Here is a 16,821-nt window from a genome sequence, read left to right as displayed (position 1 = left end):
CAACCGGCTCGCTCGGCTCACGCGCGGTCCGTCCTCAGCCGAGGATGGGGTGGAAGAAGCCGGTCAGGATGCTGGTTGTCAGGGCGGCGGCCGAGGTCAGGGCCGCCGCTGCCAGCAGGGCCGTGTCCGCGGGGCGGAAGTGCTGGCGGCGGGCGTACGTGCGGGGGGCTCCGGAGTCGAAGCCGCGGGCGTCCATCGCCGTGGCCAGCCGGCCGCCGCGGCGCAGCGCGCCCACCAGGAGGGCGAAGGCCGTCGAGGCGAAGAGGCGGAGGCGGGCCACCGGGTTGCGGCCGGCGTCGATGCCGCGGGCGCGGCGGGCCAGGGTCAGCATCTGCCATTCCTCGGCGAGGAGGGGGACCAGGCGGAAGGCCGCGAGGGCGCCGATGGCGAAGCGGGCCGGCACCCGGGTGTTCTGGATGAGGGCGTCCGCCAGGTCCGTCGGGTCGATGGTGGCGAAGACGATGATGCCCGGCAGGGCCACCGCGAAGACGCGCAGGATCAGGCCGAGGGCGCCCGAGAGCACGCCGGTGGTGACGGTGAACGGGCCGAGCGACGCCAGCAGCGTGCCGGTGCGGTCGGCGGCGAACAGGACCATCGTCGCCAGGATGCCGGCCGCGCCGAGGGCGAGCGGCCAGGCCCGGCGGGCGAGGACGCCGAAGCGGACGCCGAAGAACGGGAGCAGGGCCAGCTCGACCGCCAGGGCCAGGGCCGGGGTGAGCGGGTCGAGGGTGGCGATCAGCGGCAGCGAGAAGAGCAGCGCCGCGCCGAGCTTCGCGACCGGGTTGCGCCGGGCCAGCGGCGCCGACGGGTCGGCGACGGGTTGCAGGAGAAGCGTCACGCGCGCCGCCGGCGGGGGAGGGGGTCCGGGGCCGCGGGGGCGAGGTCGTGGACCCGATCGGCAAGGGCCGTCACGAAGGCGTCGTCGTGGGTCACCGCCACGATGCCGTGGCCCTCGTCGCGCAGGCCGGCCAGGAGCGCGACCAGGTCGATCCAGGTGGCCCGGTCCTGGCCGAAGGTCGGCTCGTCCAGCACCAGCAGGCGCGGCGCGGTGGCCAGGGCCGTCGCCACGCTGAGCCGGCGGGCCTCACCCCCGGACAGCGTGTACGGGTTGGCCTCCGCCAGCGCCGTCAGCCGCAGCCGCGCCAGCAGCTCGTCCACGGTGGCCCGTACTTCGGCGGCGGGGCGGCCCAGGCGGCGCGGGCCCAGCGCCAGCTCGTCGGCGACGCGCGAGGTGACGAACTGGTGTTCCGGCGACTGGAACACCGAGCCGATCCGGCCGGTCAGGGTGGCCGCGCGCCAGCGGTGCGGCGGGCGCGGGTCGGCGAAGGCGGTCACCGTGCCCGAGGTAGGCGCGAGCAGTCCACCGAGGACGAGCGCCAGGGTCGACTTGCCCGCGCCGTTGGGGCCGACCACCGCCAGCGCCTCGCCGGCCCGGGCCTCGATGCTGACGGGACGGAGGCGGTCGCGTACGGCGACGGCTTCCCCGCGTACCAGAGCCTCGGCCGGCGTGGCGACGGCCCGGTGCCGGGGCAGCGGATAGCCCGGCACCCAGACCCCCTGCTCCGCGAGCGACGGGCCGTGACCGGCGAAGACGACCTCGGGGGAGCCGTCGGCGGCGACCCCGCCGCCCGGCGCGAGCACCACCACCCGGTCGATCAGCGGCAGCGCCTGCTCGACCCGGTGCTCGACCAGGATCAGCGTGGTGCCGACCCGGGCGATCGCCTCGCGGATCAGCTCGCCGCCGGCCGGGTCGAGGTTCGCGGTCGGCTCGTCGAGCAGCAGCAGGCCCGGGCGCAGGGCCAGGACGCCGGCCAGGGCCAGGCGTTGCTGCTCGCCGCCGGAGAGCGCGGCGGTGCGGCGGGTGATCGGGTACGGGAAGCCGACCCGGTCCAGGGCGTCGCTGACCCGGGGCCAGATCTGCGCCGCCGGCACGCCGGTGTTCTCCGGGCCGAACGCGACGTCGTCGCCGCTGCGGGCCATGACGAGCTGGGTCTGCGGGTCCTGGAAGAGTAGGCCCACCCCCTCGCCGTCGATCTCCACCGTGCCCTCGGACTCGCCCGAGTCGGCGGGCAGCAGCCCGGCCAGCGCGGCGAGCAGGGTGCTCTTCCCGGCCCCGGAGGGACCGAGCAGCAGCACCCGCTCGCCGTGCCCGATGCGCAGGTCGACGCCGCGGACCGCCCACGACCGGCGCCCCGCGTGGCGCCAGCCGAAGTTCCGCAGTACGACCTCCGCCATCGGTGCGCCTCCGCCGTCAGACCAGGGCCCGGTCCCGGCCGGCCGCGAACCGGTCGAGAACGCCGGTCGGGGCCAGCGCCCGGGTCAGCGCCCAGCCGCCGGCGCCCGCGATGACCGTGCTGCTGACGATGGTGAGCAGCGCGTACGGGATCCGGTAGTCCCAGAGATCGTAGGCGGAGTTCCAGGCGAAGAAGTCGAACAGGGCCGCGCTGAGCCCGGTCAGGGCCCCGGCGAGCAGGGCGGCCGGCAGCTTCCACGACCGGTAGAGCAGCAGCGCGAAGGCGAGTTCGGCGCCGAGGCCCTGCACCAGGCCCTGCGGGATGATCACGGCGCCCCAGCTGGAGCCGAGCAGCGCCGAGATGACCGCGGCGACCGTCTCGGTGTAGAGCGACGCGCCGGGCTTGCGGATGATCAGGCCGGCGAGCACGGCGGGCATCAGCCAGACGCCGTAGAGCAGGGTCTGGGCCGGCGGGAAGAAGGTGAACGCTCCCTCGGTGGCCTTCCAGACGATGCCCCAGGCCCAGAAGATGACGCCGAACGCGACGGCGATGACCGAGGCGATCACGATGTCGATCGTGCGCCAGCGGTACGGGTTGGTGGTGCCCTTCATGTATCCCTCCCAGGGGTGCCGGGAGGAGACGCACGCCACGGACCGGGCGGACCCGGGCGTGGCGCGGCTGGAGAAGACCGAACTCCCTGCGCTGGCATTACCCAGATCAGGTTCGAGGGTCTGCGGGTGTGACCCCGCACTCTCAGCGCTGTGCGCTCCCCTGTCGGTGAGGCTCGTACGCGACGGGCCCCATGGCATGGCATGTGTTTCGATGACGCTAACACCACGCAGGCAGGATGCGCAGCGTAGGAGGCGTCACATGGAGATCGAGGCCCGCGGGCTCACCTTCGGCGTGGTCGCCGGCGGGCCGGAGGACGGCGTGCCGGTGCTCCTGCTGCACGGCTTCCCGCAGGACCACCGGGAGTTCGACCTCATCCTGCCGCGGCTGCACGCGGCGGGGCTGCGGACGTACGCGCTGGACCAGCGGGGGTATTCGCCGGGGGCGCGGCCCGGCGCCGTGGCGGAGTACAGGCTCAGCGAGCCGGCGGCGGACGCGGTGGCGGTGCTCGACGCGCTGGGCGTGGACCGGGCCCATGTGGTCGGCCACGACTGGGGCGCCCAGGTCGGGTGGCTGCTCGCGGCCCAGCACCCGGAGCGGGTCCGTACGCTCACCGTCGTCTCGGTCCCGCACCCGCGCGCGCTGGCCGAGGCGCTGCGGTCGGAGCTCACGCAGCGGTTGCGGTTCGCCTACATGGGCGTGTTCCGGTCGCGGATCGCCGAGCGGCTGCTGCTGGCCCGCGACGGGCTGGTGCTGCGGCGGATGATGAGCGCGATCGGTCCCCGCGCCGCGCTCTACGCCCGCGCGATGGCCGAGCCGGGCCGCCTCACCGGGGCGTTGAACTGGTATCGGGCGCTGTCCCGCGGCCAGCTCGCCGGTGTCGGCAGGATCACCGTGCCGACCACGTACGTGTGGAGCGACGGCGATCCGGTGGTCGGCCGGGCCGCCGCCGAGGCCACCGGCGCCTGGGTCGAGGCCGGCTACCGCCTCGTCGCCCTCCGGGGGATCGGCCACTGGGTGCCGGAGGAGGCGCCGCAGGCGCTCGCCGAGGCGACCCTGGCACGCATCGGCGTTTGACGGTCCGCCGCATCGGGAAACCCGTGCGCCACACGACGGGGAGGAGACGACCGGATGGCCGCCGAGAAGCGTCGCATGAAGAACGAGTCGGAGAAGCAGCGCTGGGACCGCAACTTCGCGGATCTGCTTCAGGAGTTGCGCGTCGCCCAGACCGGCGTGCAGATCCTCTTCGCCTTCCTGCTGACGCTGCCGTTCAGCAACGGGTTCCCGAAGGTGACGGAGTTCCAGAAGGACACGTACGTCCTCGCCCTGATCACCGCCGCGTTCGCCACCGCCATGATCATTTCTCCGGTGGCCTTCCACCGGGCCCTGTTCCGGCAGGGCCGCAAGCCGGAGCTGGTCCGCTACGCGCACCGGATGGCGACCGGCGGCCTCGCGTTCATGCTGGTCTCGATGGTCAGCAGCGTCCTGCTGATCACCGACTACCTGCTGGACTTCTGGATCGCCGTGCTGCTCACCGCGGTGACCGGCGCCTACTTCCTGACCTTCTGGGCGGCGATCCCGTTCGCCCGCCGCAACTGGCTGGACGAGGACGCCGAGGAGGAGGACGAGGACTTCGCCGACGAGGCCGCGGAGCCTAACGTCCCCTCGAAGGCTTGAGCCCCAGGTCCTTCAGCTCCAGCGCGGCCAGCGCGTCGACCGCCGCCGCGTCGCCGTTGCGCCACGACTGCGCGATGTCCGGGCCGAGCTTCGCCAGCTGGTCGAGGGGGCGGCCGGCCAGCGCCCGCAACGCCAGCAGGTCGCGCCCGGCCGGCTCGTTGCGGACCCGGGCGGCGACGCCGGCCCGGCGCATCCAGCGCAACCGCAGCGGCAGCCAGAGGAAGAGCACCAGCGCCAGCGGGACGGCGGCGGTCACCACGGCCAGCGCCAGCGCCACGTCGCCGACGACCTCCTGCTGCTGCCGCCCCGCCTCGGCGAGGTTGTTCGCCGCGCCGGCCGCGCTGGAGAACGGGGAGGTGAGCTCGTCGCCGACCAGCGGCACCCGGCCCACCTTGCCGCCGATGTCGCCGAGGTTGCCCGCGATGCCGGCGCCGGCCTCCTCGAGCTTCTTCCCCGGCACGCCCAGCTTCTGCACGAGGTCCTGGACCCAGAGCGCGGCGCGGATCCAGGCGTAGACCCAGAACACCACGAGAAGATCGGTGAGCAGCTGGCGTACGGCGGTGGGCAGCCGGTCGGCGTACATCTTCACGCGGGCCAGGATCCCACGAAGACGTCAGGAGCGCGCGGCCGCGCATTCCGGGCACGTACCGAAGATCTCCATGGTGTGCGAGACGTCCACGAAGCCGTGCTTGCCGGCGACCCGCTGCGCCCAGGTCTCCACCGCCGGGCCCTCGACCTCGACCGTACGCCCGCAGTCCCGGCAGACCAGATGGTGGTGGTGGCCCTCGCTGCACCGGCGGTAGAGGTGCTCGCCGCCGGGCGGGCGCATCACGTCGATCTCGCCGGCGTCGGCGAGCCCCTGCAGCGTGCGGTAGACGGTGGTCAGGCCGACCCGTTCGCCGCGTTCGCGCAGGATGGCATGCAGGTCCTGAGCACTGTGGAAACCCTCGCAGTCGGCGAGGAGGTCACGCACCGCCGCCCGCTGCCGAGTGTTCCGGACAATAGTAGTTTCGTCCGTCATGTTGCCTCCCTCGCGTGGCTCACGGCGTCGGCGACGATGTGGGCGACGTGTTCGTCCACGAGTGAGTATGCGATCTCGCGTCCACGGCGGGCGCCCCGGACCACCCCCGCGCCGCGCAGAACGCGCAGATGCTGCGAGACGAGCGGCTGCGGGGCGCCCAGCTTCTCGACCAGCTCGTGCACGCAGCGCTCGCCGCCGCCGAGCTCCGCGACGATGGCCACCCGGATCGGCGCGGACAGCGCCCGCAGCAGCTCGCCGGCCGCCTCGTACGCCTCGTAGCCGCTCGCCTGCCCCGGCACGACGTTGGCGCTCATCGGACTCCCGCCTCCAGCACGACGTCGGGGGGTTCGGCGTGGTGCGCGGCCCCTTCGACGCCCAGGCGCCCGCGCAGCACCCGCCAGGTCGCGGCGCCCGCGGTCAGCGCCACGAACGCGGCGATGGCCAGGATGACGATGGTCGCCCCGGGCGCGGTGTCGATCTCGCCAGCCACCCACACCCCGGCCGCCGCGGCGGTCACCCCGATCGCCATGGCCGTCGCCATCGTGCCCCGGAAGCCGCGGGTGACCTGCTGGGCCGCCGCCACCGGCACCACCATCAGCGCGCTGACCAGCAGCAGCCCGACGGTGCGCATGGCGATCGTGACGGTCACCGCGGTGGTCACGGCCATCAGCAGGTTGAGCGTACGGACGGGCAGCCCGGACACCCGCGCGTACTCCTCGTCGTGGCACACCGCGAACAGGGCGGGCCGCAGCCCCAGCATCGCGACCAGCACGGCGACGCCGAGGACCGCGATCACCGTCAGGTCCTGCCGCGACGTGGTGGTCAGCGAGCCGAACAGGTACTGCATGAGGTTGGCGTTGCCGCTGTCCTCGGACAGCCCGACGAGCACGACCCCGCCCGCGATGCCGCCGTAGAAGAGCAGGGCCAGGGCGACGTCGCCGGACGTACGGCCACGCTCGCGCACCAGCTCCACGGCGATCGCGCCGATCACGGAGACCACCACCGCGGTGATCACCGGCGAGCGCTGGAGCAGCAGCCCGACGCCGACGCCGGTCAGCGCCACGTGGCCGATCCCGTCGCCGATCAGCGACAGCCGGCGCTGCACCAGGTAGATGCCGAGGGCCGGCGCGGTCAGCCCGATGATCAGCGCGCCGACCAGGGCACGGATCATGAAGTCGTACTGGAGGAGGCTCATGGGTTCGCCGGCATCCGGTCGGTGGGGGCCACGCAGATCCGGGAGCGTTCCGGCTCGGCGTGCGGGTGGACGTGGTCGTGGCCCGGCCCGGCGTGGTGCCCGGCGGGTTCGGGGACCGCACCCTCGTACGCGATCCGCCCGTCGTGCACGACCACGGCCTTGTCGATCAGCGGTTCCAGCGGGCCGAGCTCGTGCGCGACCAGCAGGATCGTGCCGCCGCGCTCGCCGAAGCGGGCCAGCGCGGCCGCGAACGCCTCCTGGCTGGCCGCGTCGACGCCGGCCGTCGGCTCGTCGAGCACGAGCAGGTCCGGCCGTCCGGCGAGGGCGCGGGCGATCAGGGTGCGCTGCTGCTGGCCGCCGGAGAGGGTGGCGACCGGGTCGCCGATGCGGTCGAGCAGCCCGACGTCCTCCAGGGCGGCCCGGACCGCCTCCCGGTCGGCGGCGCGGGCGGGGCGGAAGATGCCCCGGCGGGCCAGCCGCCCGGACGCCACGACCTCGCCGACCGTGGCCGGAACGCCGCCGCCGGCGCCCATCCGCTGCGGGACGTAGCCGATCCGGGCCCACTCGCGGAAGCGGCGCTGCGGCGTACCGAAGAGGTCGATCTCGCCGCCGGCCAGCGGGACCAGGCCGAGGATCGTGCGGATCAGGGTCGACTTGCCCGAGCCGTTGGCGCCCAGCACCGCGACGACCTGACCGTCGCCGACGTCGAGGGTGACGTCGCGCAGCACGGTGCGGCCCGCGTACGCGACGGCGGCGTGGCGCACCGCGACGGCGCTCACGACGGGCACCCGAGGGCGGCGGTCAGGGCGGTCAGGTTGGCGCGCATGACGGAAAAGTAGTCCGCGCCGGGCTCGCTCACACCTTCGAGCGGGTCCAGGACCGCGGTGCGGGCCCCGACCTCGCGGGCGATGGTCTCGGCGACCTTGGGGCTGACCAGCGTCTCGAAGAAGATCGTGGTGGCGCCGGCCGCCCTGGCCCGCTCGGCGACCTCGGCGAGGCGCCGCGGCGACGGCTCGGCCTCGGGGGAGACGCCCGTGATGCCGACCTCGGTCAGGCCGTACCGGTCGGTGAGGTAGTGGAAGGCCGTGTGGCTGGTGACGATCTCGCGGCGCGCGCAGGTCTTCAGCCCGGCGGCGTACGCCGCGTCGAGCGCGGTCAGCTCGGTCCGCAGCGCCGTCGCCCGCTCGGTGTACGCCGTGGCGTGCGCGGGATCCGCCTGCCCCAGCCGCTCGGCGAGCCTGCCGGCGATGGTCGCGTAGCGCACCGGGTCGAGCCACACGTGCGGGTCGGTGCCGCCCCGGGCCTCGGCGTGCTCCTCCTCGCCGGGCTCGTGCTCGTGCTCCCCGGCGGCCAGCAGCTCGACCGCCGAGCCGGCGTCGAACGCCCGGTCCTTCGCCTCCTGCGCGACGGCCTCGTCCACGGCGGGCTGGAAACCGGCCAGGTACACCACGAGCCCGGCGTCGCTGATCCGGCCGACCTGACGGGGGTTGAGCTCGACGTCGTGCGGCTCCGCGCCCGGCTTGGTCAGCTGGGTGACGTGGACCGCCGGGCCGCCGATCCGCTCGGCGAGGAACTGCAGCGGGTAGAACGCGGTGACCACGTCGAGGCGGCCGTCCGTCACGCCGCTCGCCTTCTCACCGCAGGCACCGGTGGCGCCCAGCAGCAGCACGGCGGCGGTGGCGGCGAGGATCCGGCGGAGCGGCATACCTCAACAATGCGCGATATTGGTAATGATTGTCAAAAGCGCATGTGTTCGGAGTGCCTTGGCGGCGGGCACCGGTTCAGAGGGCCTTGGCGACGGACACCGCGAAGAGCAGCACCAGCATGAGCACGCGTACGGCGCGCAGCGCGGGCGTCTGCACCGGCCACGTCGTGAACGTCAGCGCCGCCAGGGCCAGCCCGAGCGCGAACAGCAGCGCGGCGCCGACGATGCCGGGCAGGAACACGCCGGCCAGGAACACCGCCAGCGCGGCGATGAACGCGGTGGTCGGGTTCACGCCGGCCAGCCTGCGCAGCAGGTTCTCGGACGGGGGCGGGGTCACGTCGGTCTCCTGGGGGTGTGCGTACGCTCACGTCATGCTCGTGCTGAACCGCTTCGTCGTCCCGCCCGACACGCAGGACTCGTTCGTCGAACGGGCGCACGCCGCCCTGGCCGCCCTCGCGGCGAGCACCGGATACACCTCCGGGCGGCTCACCCGCGCGCTGGACGACCCCGCCTACTGGACCCTCGTCACCGAGTGGGAATCCGTCGGAGCCTACCGCCGGGCGCTCGGCGGGTTCGACGTGAAGGTGCACGCCACCCCGCTGCTGTCCGAGTCGCTCGACGAGCCGTCCGCGTTCGAGACCCTCGCCGCCGCCGAGCCCGGCTCCGCGGTGGTGGCGCACGGCAGCGACCGGGCCGCCGAACCCTGGCGCTGAGCCGTACGCTTGATCGCATGACCACCCTCGGCGACCCGGCGTCCGGCGGCCCGTACCCGACCGGCCCGGCGGGCTACCCGGTCCCGGGCGGCGCCGGCCTCGCGGTGCCGGACGCCCCGCCGCCCGCCCCGCCGGAGGCCCAGCCGCCCGCCCCGCCGGAGGCCCAGCCGCCCGCCCCGCCGGAGGCCCAGCCGCCCGCCCCGCCGCGGGGGCCGGGCGTGATCCCGCCGTTCCCGGCGCCCCCCGTCGAGGGCCGCGGCCGCCGCGTCGGGCTGGGGCTCGGCCTCGGGGCCGCGGTGCTCGTGCTCGTCCTCGGCGGGGGAGTCGCCGCCGCCGTCGGCCTGACCACGGTCGCCACCAACGCGCTGAACGAGCAGGCCGACGTGGTGGTCGGCGACTACCTCGACGCGATCCGCGACCGCCGCTACGGCGCCGCCTACGACATGCTCTGCCAGCAGACCCGGGACACCCGGAGCGAGGCCGAGTTCACCCGCGAGGTGTCGGCCGAGGAGCCCATCGCCTCCTACGACGTCGGCCGGTTCGACATGGTGCAGCTCTCCGCGCCGGTGGACGTCACCTATGTCGACGGCTCGACCGGGCGGCTGCGGGCGTACCTGGCACAGAACCGCCGGACGGGCGGTTTCGAGGTGTGCCGCATCGAGGAGTAATCTCCTGATTTTGTCCAGCCCTTTGAGTCCCCGCCGACAACCAGCCGGCGTAGGAGGAACATGCCCGTCGACCGTATCGACGCCGTCGTCAGCCTGGCCAAGCGCCGGGGCCTGGTCTTCCCCTCCAGCGAGATCTACGGAGGCACCCGCTCGGCCTGGGACTACGGTCCGCTGGGCGTGGAGCTGAAGGAGAACGTCCGCCGGCAGTGGTGGCGCACCATGGTCCAGCAGCGCGATGACATCGTCGGCCTCGACTCCGCCGTCATCCTGGCCCGCGACGTGTGGGCGGCCTCCGGCCACCTCGACGCGTTCGTCGACCCGCTGACCGAGTGCCAGTCCTGCCACAAGCGGTTCCGCGCCGACCACCTCGAGGAGGCGTGGGAGGCCAAGCACGGTTCCGCCCCCGCCTCGCTGAGCGAGCTCAACTGCCCCAACTGCGGCAACAAGGGCACGTTCACCGAGCCGAAGATGTTCAACGGCCTGATGAAGACGTATCTCGGCCCGACCGAGAGCGCCGAGGGCCTGCACTACCTGCGGCCGGAGACGGCGCAGGGCATCTTCGTCAACTACAACAACGTCGCGACCGCCGCGCGCAAGAAGCCGCCGTTCGGCATCGCGCAGGTCGGCAAGTCGTTCCGCAACGAGATCACCCCGGGCAACTTCATCTTCCGTACGCGCGAGTTCGAGCAGATGGAGATGGAGTTCTTCGTCGAGCCCGGCACCGACGAGACGTGGCACGAGTACTGGCTCGAGCAGCGCTGGAACTGGTATCGCGACCTCGGCATCAGCGAGAGCAACCTGCGCTTCTTCGAGCACCCGAAGGAGAAGCTCTCGCACTACTCGAAGCGCACGGTCGACATCGAGTACCGCTTCAAGTTCGGCGGGACCGAGTTCTCCGAGCTCGAGGGCATCGCCAACCGCACCGACTTCGACCTGAGCACCCACTCCAAGCACTCCGGCGTGGACCTGTCGTACTTCGATCAGGAGAAGCAGGAGCGCTGGGTGCCGTACGTCATCGAGCCGGCGGCCGGGCTGACCCGCGCGGTGCTGGCGTTCCTGCTCGAGGCGTACGACGAGGACGAGGCGCCGAACACCAAGGGCGGCGTCGACAAGCGTACGGTCATGCGCTTCGACCCGCGCCTGGCGCCGATCAAGGTGGCCGTGCTGCCGCTGTCGCGCAACCCGGAGCTGTCGCCCAAGGCCCGTGGCCTGGCCGACCTGCTCCGCAAGCGCTGGATGGTGGAGTTCGACGACTCGCAGGCGATCGGCCGTCGCTACCGCCGCCAGGACGAGATCGGCACGCCGTTCTGCGTGACGGTCGACTTCGACACCCTGACGGACGACGCGGTCACGGTCCGCGACCGCGACACGATGAAGCAGGAGCGGGTGTCCCTGGACACCATCGAGGAGTACCTCATCAAGCGGCTGCCCGGCTGCTGAGGTAACCCGTTCTTCCGCCGATGGCGGGTGGCCCCACCCCGGGGCTGCCCGCCATCGACGTTTCGGGATGGTTACCCCGTCCCGCTATTTGGGAGCGCTCCCATGGATTTGCTGGGAAATCGATGATTATCGTTGCACTTTCAAGCTTTTCCTGCCAGCCTCGTGCTGTCCTGTACCGGGTCGTCCCGCAAGGAGAGCTATGTCCAGTCATCGCCTCGCCCTGCCCGTTTGGTCGCTGTTCCGCATCGTCGTCGGCCTGCTGTTCCTCTGCCACGGACTAGCCACGGTCTTCGGCGTGCTCGGCGGCGCCCGCGGCACCGGCCAGGCCGTCGCGGCCGGCACCTGGCCCGGCTGGTACGCCGGCCTGATCCAGCTCGTCTGCGGCGCCCTCGTGCTGGCCGGACTCGCCACCCGGCCCGCCGCGATCCTCGCCTCCGGCTCCATGGCGTACGCGTACTTCTCCGTCCACCAGCCGGACGGGCTCTGGCCGATCGAGAACGGCGGCGTCAACGCGGCGCTCTACGCGTGGGTGTTCCTGGCCATCGCGGTGATCGGCCCCGGGCCGTGGTCGCTCGACGAGCTCATCGCCCGCCGCCGCCGCGGCACCGTCGCCGCCCCCTCCGCGCCGGACCCCGTGCTCGCCGCCGACCGCGCCTGAGAAGCGCCGCCGTGCGCGGTCTGCGAAACGCCGCCGTGCGCGGTCCGTGTGACGCTGCCGTGCGCGGTCTGCGAGATGCCGCTGTACGCGGTCTGTGTGACGCCGCCGTGCGGCGCTGAGAGGCGCCGCCGGCGGGTCAGAACGCGAAGCCGCCCGGTCGGTCGTTGCGATCCGCGACGAGGCCCGCCAAGGTCGCCAGGGCGATCTCGGCGGGCGTGCGGCTGCCGATGTTCAGGCCGATCGGGCGGTGCACCCGGGCGATCTCCGCCTCGCCGACGCCGAGCTCGCGCAGGGCGGCGAGGTGCGGGCCCTCCCTGTTCGGGTTGCCCAGGATGCCGATCCAGCGGGCCGGGCCGGCGAGCGCCGCCTTGAGCACGTCGCCGATCTCCGGCCGGTGATGGTCGGTCAGCACGATGTCGGTGTGGCCGGTGATCTCCGCCGCGGCCAGGTCGCCGACGCAGACGTCGCCGTGCGGCCTCGGCAGCCCCCGCAACCTGGTCGGATCCGGCTCCACGAGCGTGCACCGGAACCCCACCTCGATGCCGAGGCGCAGCAGGGCCTCGGCGACCGGGGACTCGAAGACGGCGACCAGGTGGCGCGGGCTCTGTACCGATTCCATGCCTGGAAACTACTGTGCCATGCTCGACGACGTGACCCTCGCTCTCTCCACCGAGCCGCTCGCGCTGGGCCGGCACCGGGTGTGGCCGCCGGTCGTGCTCGCGCCGATGGCCGGCATCACCAACGTCGCCTTCCGCCGGCTCTGCCGCGAGCAGGGCGGCGGCGTCTACGTCTGCGAGATGATCACCACCCGGGCGCTGGTCGAGCGGATCCCCAAGACGCTCAAGATGATCCAGTTCGCGCCCGACGAGGAGTTCCGCAGCCTCCAGCTCTACGGCGTCGACCCGGACGTGACCGCGGCGGCCGTCCGCATGATCGCCGAGGAGAACCTCGCCGACCACATCGACCTCAACTTCGGCTGCCCGGTGCCCAAGGTCACCCGCCGCGGCGGCGGCAGCGCCCTGCCCTGGCGGCGCAAGCTCTTCGGCCGCATCGTCGGCCAGGCGGTCGCCGCGGCGGCCCCGGCCGGCATCCCGCTCACCGTCAAGATGCGCAAGGGCATCGACGACGACCACCTGACGTACGTCGAGGCCGGGCTCATCGCCCAGGAGGCAGGCGTGGCGGCGGTCGCGCTGCACGCCCGTACGGCGGAGCAGCGGTATTCCGGCACGGCCGACTGGGACGCCATCGCGACCCTCAAGCAGGCCCTCGACGTGCCGGTGCTCGGCAACGGCGACATCTGGGAAGCCGCCGACGCGCTGCGGATGGTCGCGCACACCGGCGTCGACGGCGTGGTCGTGGGCCGCGGCTGCCTCGGCCGCCCCTGGCTGTTCAAGGACCTCCAGGCCGCCTTCACCGGCGTCGCGTCGCAGGAGCTGCCCACCCTGGGCGAGGTCGCGGCGATCATGTCCCGGCACGCCCACCTGCTGGTCGAGGCGCTCGAGGACGAGAAGCACGGCTGTGCCGACTTCCGCAAGCACGTCGCCTGGTATCTCAAGGGCTTCCCGGTCGGCGGCGACCTGCGCCGCTCCCTCGCGATGGTGTCGTCCCTCGCGGAGCTCGACGACCTGCTCGCCCGCCTCGACCCGCACCTGCCGTTCCCGCGCGAGTCGCTGGGCCAGCCCCGGGGCCGCATCAACGCCCCGGGCAAGGTCTCTCTCCCGTACGGCTGGCTCGACAGCCGCGACGACGACACCGTCCCCGAGGGCGCCGAGATGGAGAACAGCGGCGGCTGAACGGCGAACGGGGAGGGCCGGCGACCCTCCCCGCTGCCGTACGCGCCGGGCTCAGACGTCGAGGTCGTTCTCGATGCGCTTGAGCTGGTGGCGGGCCATGGCCAGGTTGGCGCGGTCGCGGCGCAGGGCCACGTACAGGAAGAGGCCCTTGCCCGAGCGGCTCGTGAGCGGCCGGATCATGTGGTACTGGGTGTCGAGAGTGATCAGGATGTCCTCGATCTTCTCGGTCAGGTTGAGCATCTCCATCGCGCGGAGCTTGGCCCGGACCACGTCCGTGTTGCCGGCCGCGGCGACCGTCAGGTCGAGCTCCTTGCCGCCGCCGGCCGTGCCCAGCGCCATGCCGCTCGTGTGGTCCACGAGGGCGACGCCGATGGTGCCGTCGATGTCCATGATCTCTTTGAGTGCGGTGTCCATGTCAGGCATGGAGGATCCTCCGTCTTCGTGCGGGATGGTGTGCGGGGTGTGCAGGACCTCAACGTCCTCGGAACGTGCTCTGCAGGGTCGCCATCGGCGTACGCCGGGCCAGCGGCGTCGGCGGCCCCGCCTGCTGCGGAATCTCCGGCCGGACCGGCGCCGGCGCCTCCAGGATCAGGAGCTTGACCAGGCGGCGTACGGTGCGGCGGGCCTCGAGATGGACCATCGCCAGGTTGGCGTTGCCGGAGGTGACGAGGGTCAGCAGGGCGTTGGGCCCCGCGGTGTACGAGGTGATGTATCCGCCGTCGCACTCCACCACGGACTCCCGCAGCTCGCCGTGGTTGACGGCGTGCGCGAAGCGCCGGGCGAGGGCGAGGTGGGCGGCGGCGAGGGCGGCGAGGCTGTCGGGTTCGATGCCGTGGGCGTCGTGCGCCACCACCATGCCGTCGGCGGTGGCGAGGACGCTTCCGGACAGCTCGGGCAGCCGGTGACGGAGGTTGCCGAGCTCCGTCAGTACCGCCGGATCCACCGTCATCCGCGGTCCCTCCTTCGTGTCGGTCGCCGCCGGGCGGGCGGGGCGCGCGTCACCGCAGGGCTCGCAGTGCGGTGCGGATGCGCTTCAGCAAAACTTCGTCGGTGCCGGGATGGACGTGCGCGGTGTCCGCGGCGACCTCCCGGGGGAGCTTGGCGCCGGGTTTGCGCCGGGCCAGCCGCGGCGCCCGGTACGCCGTGCCGTTGGCCGTGGCCGGGTCGGGTTGCCGCTGCTGCGGGGGAGGGTCGCCCGAGGCGAGACCCGGACGGGGGCTCGTGACGATGGGGACCGTCGGGCCGTCCGGACCACCCGGAGCGGGCCGCTGGACGTCCACGGCCGTGCCCCGCGCCCGGGGCAGCCGGACGAATTCCGGCTTGCCGGCCCGTTCCCGCGGCGCGGGCAGCTCGATCAGGCCCGCCGCCGCCAGCCGGCGCAGCTCCTGGATCGTGGCGTACCCGGCCCGGCCGAGCAGTTGCGCCAGGTCCGCGGGGGTCCGCTGGCCGTCGGCGTGCACCAGCAGCTCCCACTGCGGCGCGGTCAGCGTGATCCGCTCGCGGGGCGGCCGGGTCGCCGGGATCACCGCCGCCGTGTCGATCTGCGGGTACGGGAAGATCTCGTCCAGCAGCCGCCCCCGCCGCCGCGACTCCCGGGTGACCGCCGCCGGGTCGACCCGCACCAGCTCGCCGAGCCAATGCGTCGCGCCGTCGAGGAAGTCCACCGGCGCCGACACCGGCGACAGGGCGAAGTACGCGGCGTCGTAGGTGGCACCCAGTACGCACAGTTCCATCTCCCCCTGGGTGATGTGTCCCTGCTCCAGCAACAGCCGGCCGACCGTCGCGTGCGAGGTGCCGGCATCCAGCGCCGCCTGCCAGGTCCGGGGCGCCAACCGGCCGGAGGCGGTCAGCAGCTCGCCGACGCCCGGGGCGGCGGCCGACTCGGCGTACGTCACCAGGCCCTCGACCAGGTAGACCGTGCCGCCGGGCGGTCCGCCGACGATGAGGGCGCCGGTCCGCCGCTCGCCCGCCACCTGCGTGAGCAGCCGGCCGGGCGCCGCGGACTTCGGGGGCTTCACCTGAACTCCTCACTGGTCTCCGGTGCTATGGCTGCGGTGCTACGTCGTGATCAGCTCGTCGGCCAGGCTCTGCATGCGGCGGCGGGCCACGGCGAGGTTGCCGCGGATCCGGTCCAGCCACACGTACAGCACCAGCCGGCTGTCGAAGTCGGTCTGGACGAGCCGCAGCAGGTGGTAGCCCCCCGCGGTCGTGATGATGAGGTCCTCGAGCAGGTCGTGCGGTACGGCCGACACGAACAGCGACCGGCTCTGCGCGGCCTGTACGACGTCGGCCGTGCCGGCGGCCGCGGCCTCGTGGTCCTCGTTGGGTGCGGCTCCGCTCGTGGCGATCGCGAAGCCCGTGGTGTAGTCGACGATGCTGGCGCCGATCGCGCCGGGGATCGCCATGGCCTCCTGCAGACAGTTCTCGACCCCGGGCACATCTCTCCTCAGCCGAGTGATGCGATTGCGGGTGGTTCCGGGTGGGCTGCGCCGGCGGGATGCGCTTCCCGCCGTCACAAGGGGCCATCCTGCGGCGGGCTCGCGGGAGCCAGTCGCACCCGGTGTGCGTCATGGTTCTCGATGCTCATCGCGGCGAGTCCGGCCGCGGCCGGTGCCGCACCGGCCGGGGCCCGCACGGCGCCGGCCGGGCCAGCAGCCGCCGCGCCGCCTCCGGCCCGAGGTTGCCCAGGTCGGCCTGGGCGATCGTGCCGAACCAGTGCCGCTCGCCGGGCACGAAACGCAGCGCGCCCTCGTCGCCCTGCAGCAACGCGTGGGTAGCGGCGGTGATCGATGCCACAACGCGGCAGGCGAGCTCGTGGTGGCCCAGATGGCCGTCGCGCAGCAGCAGCCGGCCGACGCTGCGGGTGCCGTGCCCGGCCTCGTACGCCGCCCGCCACTGCGCCGCCGACAGCCGCCCGCACCCGACCAGCCGCTCGCCGATCCCCGGGCAGGCCGGCGACTCCGCGTACGTGATGCGCCCCGCCACGAGATAGACCACCCCGCCCGGCGTGCCGCCCACGTGCAGGGCGCCGGTGCGCCCGGCCTCGGCCAGCGCGGCCAGGCGATGACTCAGCGAAATCACGATGCCCCTCCTCCTTTCGGCCAGTGT

Annotated in this window: 23 protein-coding genes and 1 riboswitch; of the genes, 7 read left to right on the top strand and 16 right to left on the bottom strand. The window is 73.4% G+C overall.

Translation table 11 applies throughout. The features are described from left to right. Nucleotides 1-34: 34 nt before the first annotated feature. Genes CLV70_RS26730 through CLV70_RS26720 form a run of 3 tightly spaced genes read right to left on the bottom strand, consistent with a single transcriptional unit; the run spans nucleotide 35 to nucleotide 2,845 of the window. A complete protein-coding gene (locus CLV70_RS26730; protein ID WP_106129359.1) occupies nucleotides 35-838 on the bottom strand; it encodes an energy-coupling factor transporter transmembrane component T family protein in 804 nt (267 codons plus the stop codon). Further along, a complete protein-coding gene (locus tag CLV70_RS26725; protein WP_106129358.1) occupies nucleotides 835-2,235 on the bottom strand; it encodes an ABC transporter ATP-binding protein in 1,401 nt (466 codons plus the stop codon). The genes CLV70_RS26730 and CLV70_RS26725 overlap by 4 nt, the downstream gene beginning before the upstream one ends. A gap of 16 nt (nucleotides 2,236-2,251) precedes the next feature. Then, the gene (locus tag CLV70_RS26720; RefSeq protein ID WP_106129497.1) at nucleotides 2,252-2,845 is read right to left on the bottom strand and encodes an ECF transporter S component; all 594 of its coding nucleotides are present in this window, start codon (nucleotides 2,843-2,845) and stop codon (nucleotides 2,252-2,254) included. A 65-nt stretch (nucleotides 2,846-2,910) separates the two neighbouring features. Continuing rightward, nucleotides 2,911-3,017, bottom strand: a riboswitch (TPP riboswitch). A gap of 87 nt (nucleotides 3,018-3,104) precedes the next feature. On the opposite strand from CLV70_RS26720, the gene CLV70_RS26715 reads away from it, so the two are divergent. Continuing rightward, nucleotides 3,105-3,920: an alpha/beta fold hydrolase gene (locus tag CLV70_RS26715; protein ID WP_106129357.1), complete on the top strand. Its 816-nt coding sequence runs from the start codon at nucleotides 3,105-3,107 to the stop codon at nucleotides 3,918-3,920. A 75-nt stretch (nucleotides 3,921-3,995) separates the two neighbouring features. Further along, complete coding sequence (locus tag CLV70_RS26710) at nucleotides 3,996-4,520, top strand: DUF6328 family protein (RefSeq protein ID WP_106129496.1); 525 nt, start codon at nucleotides 3,996-3,998, stop codon at nucleotides 4,518-4,520. Here CLV70_RS26710 and CLV70_RS26705 read toward each other — a convergent pair. From CLV70_RS26705 to CLV70_RS26675, 7 genes are all read right to left on the bottom strand, one after another. Beyond that, nucleotides 4,498-5,103 (bottom strand): hypothetical protein, encoded by a 606-nt coding sequence (locus tag CLV70_RS26705; RefSeq protein WP_245908486.1) that lies wholly within the window; start codon nucleotides 5,101-5,103, stop codon nucleotides 4,498-4,500. The genes CLV70_RS26710 and CLV70_RS26705 overlap by 23 nt on opposite strands. A 30-nt stretch (nucleotides 5,104-5,133) precedes the next feature. Then, nucleotides 5,134-5,541: a Fur family transcriptional regulator gene (locus CLV70_RS26700; RefSeq protein WP_106129355.1), complete on the bottom strand. Its 408-nt coding sequence runs from the start codon at nucleotides 5,539-5,541 to the stop codon at nucleotides 5,134-5,136. Next, nucleotides 5,538-5,855, bottom strand: a complete 318-nt coding sequence (locus CLV70_RS26695; protein ID WP_106129354.1) for an ArsR/SmtB family transcription factor — start codon at nucleotides 5,853-5,855, stop codon at nucleotides 5,538-5,540. The genes CLV70_RS26700 and CLV70_RS26695 overlap by 4 nt, the downstream gene beginning before the upstream one ends. Next, the gene (locus tag CLV70_RS26690) at nucleotides 5,852-6,736 is read right to left on the bottom strand and encodes a metal ABC transporter permease (RefSeq protein WP_106129353.1); all 885 of its coding nucleotides are present in this window, start codon (nucleotides 6,734-6,736) and stop codon (nucleotides 5,852-5,854) included. The genes CLV70_RS26695 and CLV70_RS26690 overlap by 4 nt, the downstream gene beginning before the upstream one ends. Then, nucleotides 6,733-7,515 carry a metal ABC transporter ATP-binding protein gene (locus CLV70_RS26685; protein ID WP_106129495.1) on the bottom strand — a complete coding sequence of 261 codons (783 nt, stop codon included), beginning with the start codon at nucleotides 7,513-7,515 and terminating at the stop codon, nucleotides 6,733-6,735. Before CLV70_RS26685 ends, CLV70_RS26690 begins: the two co-directional genes overlap by 4 nt. Next, nucleotides 7,512-8,441: a metal ABC transporter substrate-binding protein gene (locus CLV70_RS26680; RefSeq protein WP_106129352.1), complete on the bottom strand. Its 930-nt coding sequence runs from the start codon at nucleotides 8,439-8,441 to the stop codon at nucleotides 7,512-7,514. The genes CLV70_RS26685 and CLV70_RS26680 overlap by 4 nt, the downstream gene beginning before the upstream one ends. Nucleotides 8,442-8,517: 76 nt before the next feature. Beyond that, a complete protein-coding gene (locus CLV70_RS26675; RefSeq protein WP_106129351.1) occupies nucleotides 8,518-8,778 on the bottom strand; it encodes a DUF6703 family protein in 261 nt (86 codons plus the stop codon). 34 nt (nucleotides 8,779-8,812) lie between these two features. Here CLV70_RS26675 and CLV70_RS26670 point away from each other — a divergent pair, with 34 nt between their 5' ends. The 4 genes from CLV70_RS26670 to CLV70_RS26650 all read left to right on the top strand — a co-directional run bounded on the left by CLV70_RS26670 (nucleotide 8,813) and on the right by CLV70_RS26650 (nucleotide 11,920). Continuing rightward, entirely contained in the window at nucleotides 8,813-9,154 is a 342-nt protein-coding gene (locus CLV70_RS26670; protein WP_106129350.1) for an antibiotic biosynthesis monooxygenase family protein, read from the top strand. Nucleotides 9,155-9,171: 17 nt separating this feature from the next. Next, a complete protein-coding gene (locus CLV70_RS26660; protein ID WP_245908476.1) occupies nucleotides 9,172-9,822 on the top strand; it encodes a hypothetical protein in 651 nt (216 codons plus the stop codon). 60 nt (nucleotides 9,823-9,882) lie between these two features. Beyond that, nucleotides 9,883-11,262 carry a glycine--tRNA ligase gene (locus tag CLV70_RS26655; RefSeq protein WP_106129349.1) on the top strand — a complete coding sequence of 460 codons (1,380 nt, stop codon included), beginning with the start codon at nucleotides 9,883-9,885 and terminating at the stop codon, nucleotides 11,260-11,262. 199 nt (nucleotides 11,263-11,461) lie between these two features. After that, nucleotides 11,462-11,920 (top strand): DoxX family protein, encoded by a 459-nt coding sequence (locus tag CLV70_RS26650; protein ID WP_106129348.1) that lies wholly within the window; start codon nucleotides 11,462-11,464, stop codon nucleotides 11,918-11,920. 136 nt (nucleotides 11,921-12,056) lie between these two features. Here CLV70_RS26650 and CLV70_RS26645 read toward each other — a convergent pair whose 3' ends face one another. Continuing rightward, nucleotides 12,057-12,539 carry an XdhC family protein gene (locus CLV70_RS26645; RefSeq protein WP_106129347.1) on the bottom strand — a complete coding sequence of 161 codons (483 nt, stop codon included), beginning with the start codon at nucleotides 12,537-12,539 and terminating at the stop codon, nucleotides 12,057-12,059. A gap of 19 nt (nucleotides 12,540-12,558) precedes the next feature. Here CLV70_RS26645 and dusB point away from each other — a divergent pair, with 19 nt between their 5' ends. Further along, nucleotides 12,559-13,713: a tRNA dihydrouridine synthase DusB gene (gene dusB, locus CLV70_RS26640; RefSeq protein WP_106129346.1), complete on the top strand. Its 1,155-nt coding sequence runs from the start codon at nucleotides 12,559-12,561 to the stop codon at nucleotides 13,711-13,713. A gap of 51 nt (nucleotides 13,714-13,764) precedes the next feature. Here the strand turns inward: dusB and CLV70_RS26635 are convergent, their stop codons facing one another. The 5 genes from CLV70_RS26635 to CLV70_RS26615 form a co-directional block, all read right to left on the bottom strand. Then, nucleotides 13,765-14,136 carry a hypothetical protein gene (locus tag CLV70_RS26635; RefSeq protein WP_106129345.1) on the bottom strand — a complete coding sequence of 124 codons (372 nt, stop codon included), beginning with the start codon at nucleotides 14,134-14,136 and terminating at the stop codon, nucleotides 13,765-13,767. 49 nt (nucleotides 14,137-14,185) lie between these two features. After that, complete coding sequence (locus CLV70_RS26630; protein WP_106129344.1) at nucleotides 14,186-14,662, bottom strand: roadblock/LC7 domain-containing protein; 477 nt, start codon at nucleotides 14,660-14,662, stop codon at nucleotides 14,186-14,188. 49 nt (nucleotides 14,663-14,711) lie between these two features. Next, a complete protein-coding gene (locus CLV70_RS26625; RefSeq protein WP_106129343.1) occupies nucleotides 14,712-15,731 on the bottom strand; it encodes a DUF4388 domain-containing protein in 1,020 nt (339 codons plus the stop codon). A gap of 39 nt (nucleotides 15,732-15,770) precedes the next feature. Further along, complete coding sequence (locus tag CLV70_RS26620; RefSeq protein ID WP_106129342.1) at nucleotides 15,771-16,151, bottom strand: roadblock/LC7 domain-containing protein; 381 nt, start codon at nucleotides 16,149-16,151, stop codon at nucleotides 15,771-15,773. Between the two features lie 145 nt (nucleotides 16,152-16,296). Next, on the bottom strand, nucleotides 16,297-16,794 hold the full coding sequence (locus tag CLV70_RS26615) for a DUF4388 domain-containing protein (protein ID WP_158277830.1): 498 nt from the start codon (nucleotides 16,792-16,794) through the stop codon (nucleotides 16,297-16,299). Between the last annotated feature and the right edge of the window lie 27 nt (nucleotides 16,795-16,821).

Origin of the sequence: Pseudosporangium ferrugineum (assembly GCF_003002065.1) — a bacterium.
Lineage (GTDB): Bacteria > Actinomycetota > Actinomycetes > Mycobacteriales > Micromonosporaceae > Actinoplanes > Actinoplanes ferrugineus_A.
Note: the sequence above shows the minus strand (reverse complement) of the source record. Positions and strands in the feature narration are given on the sequence as shown.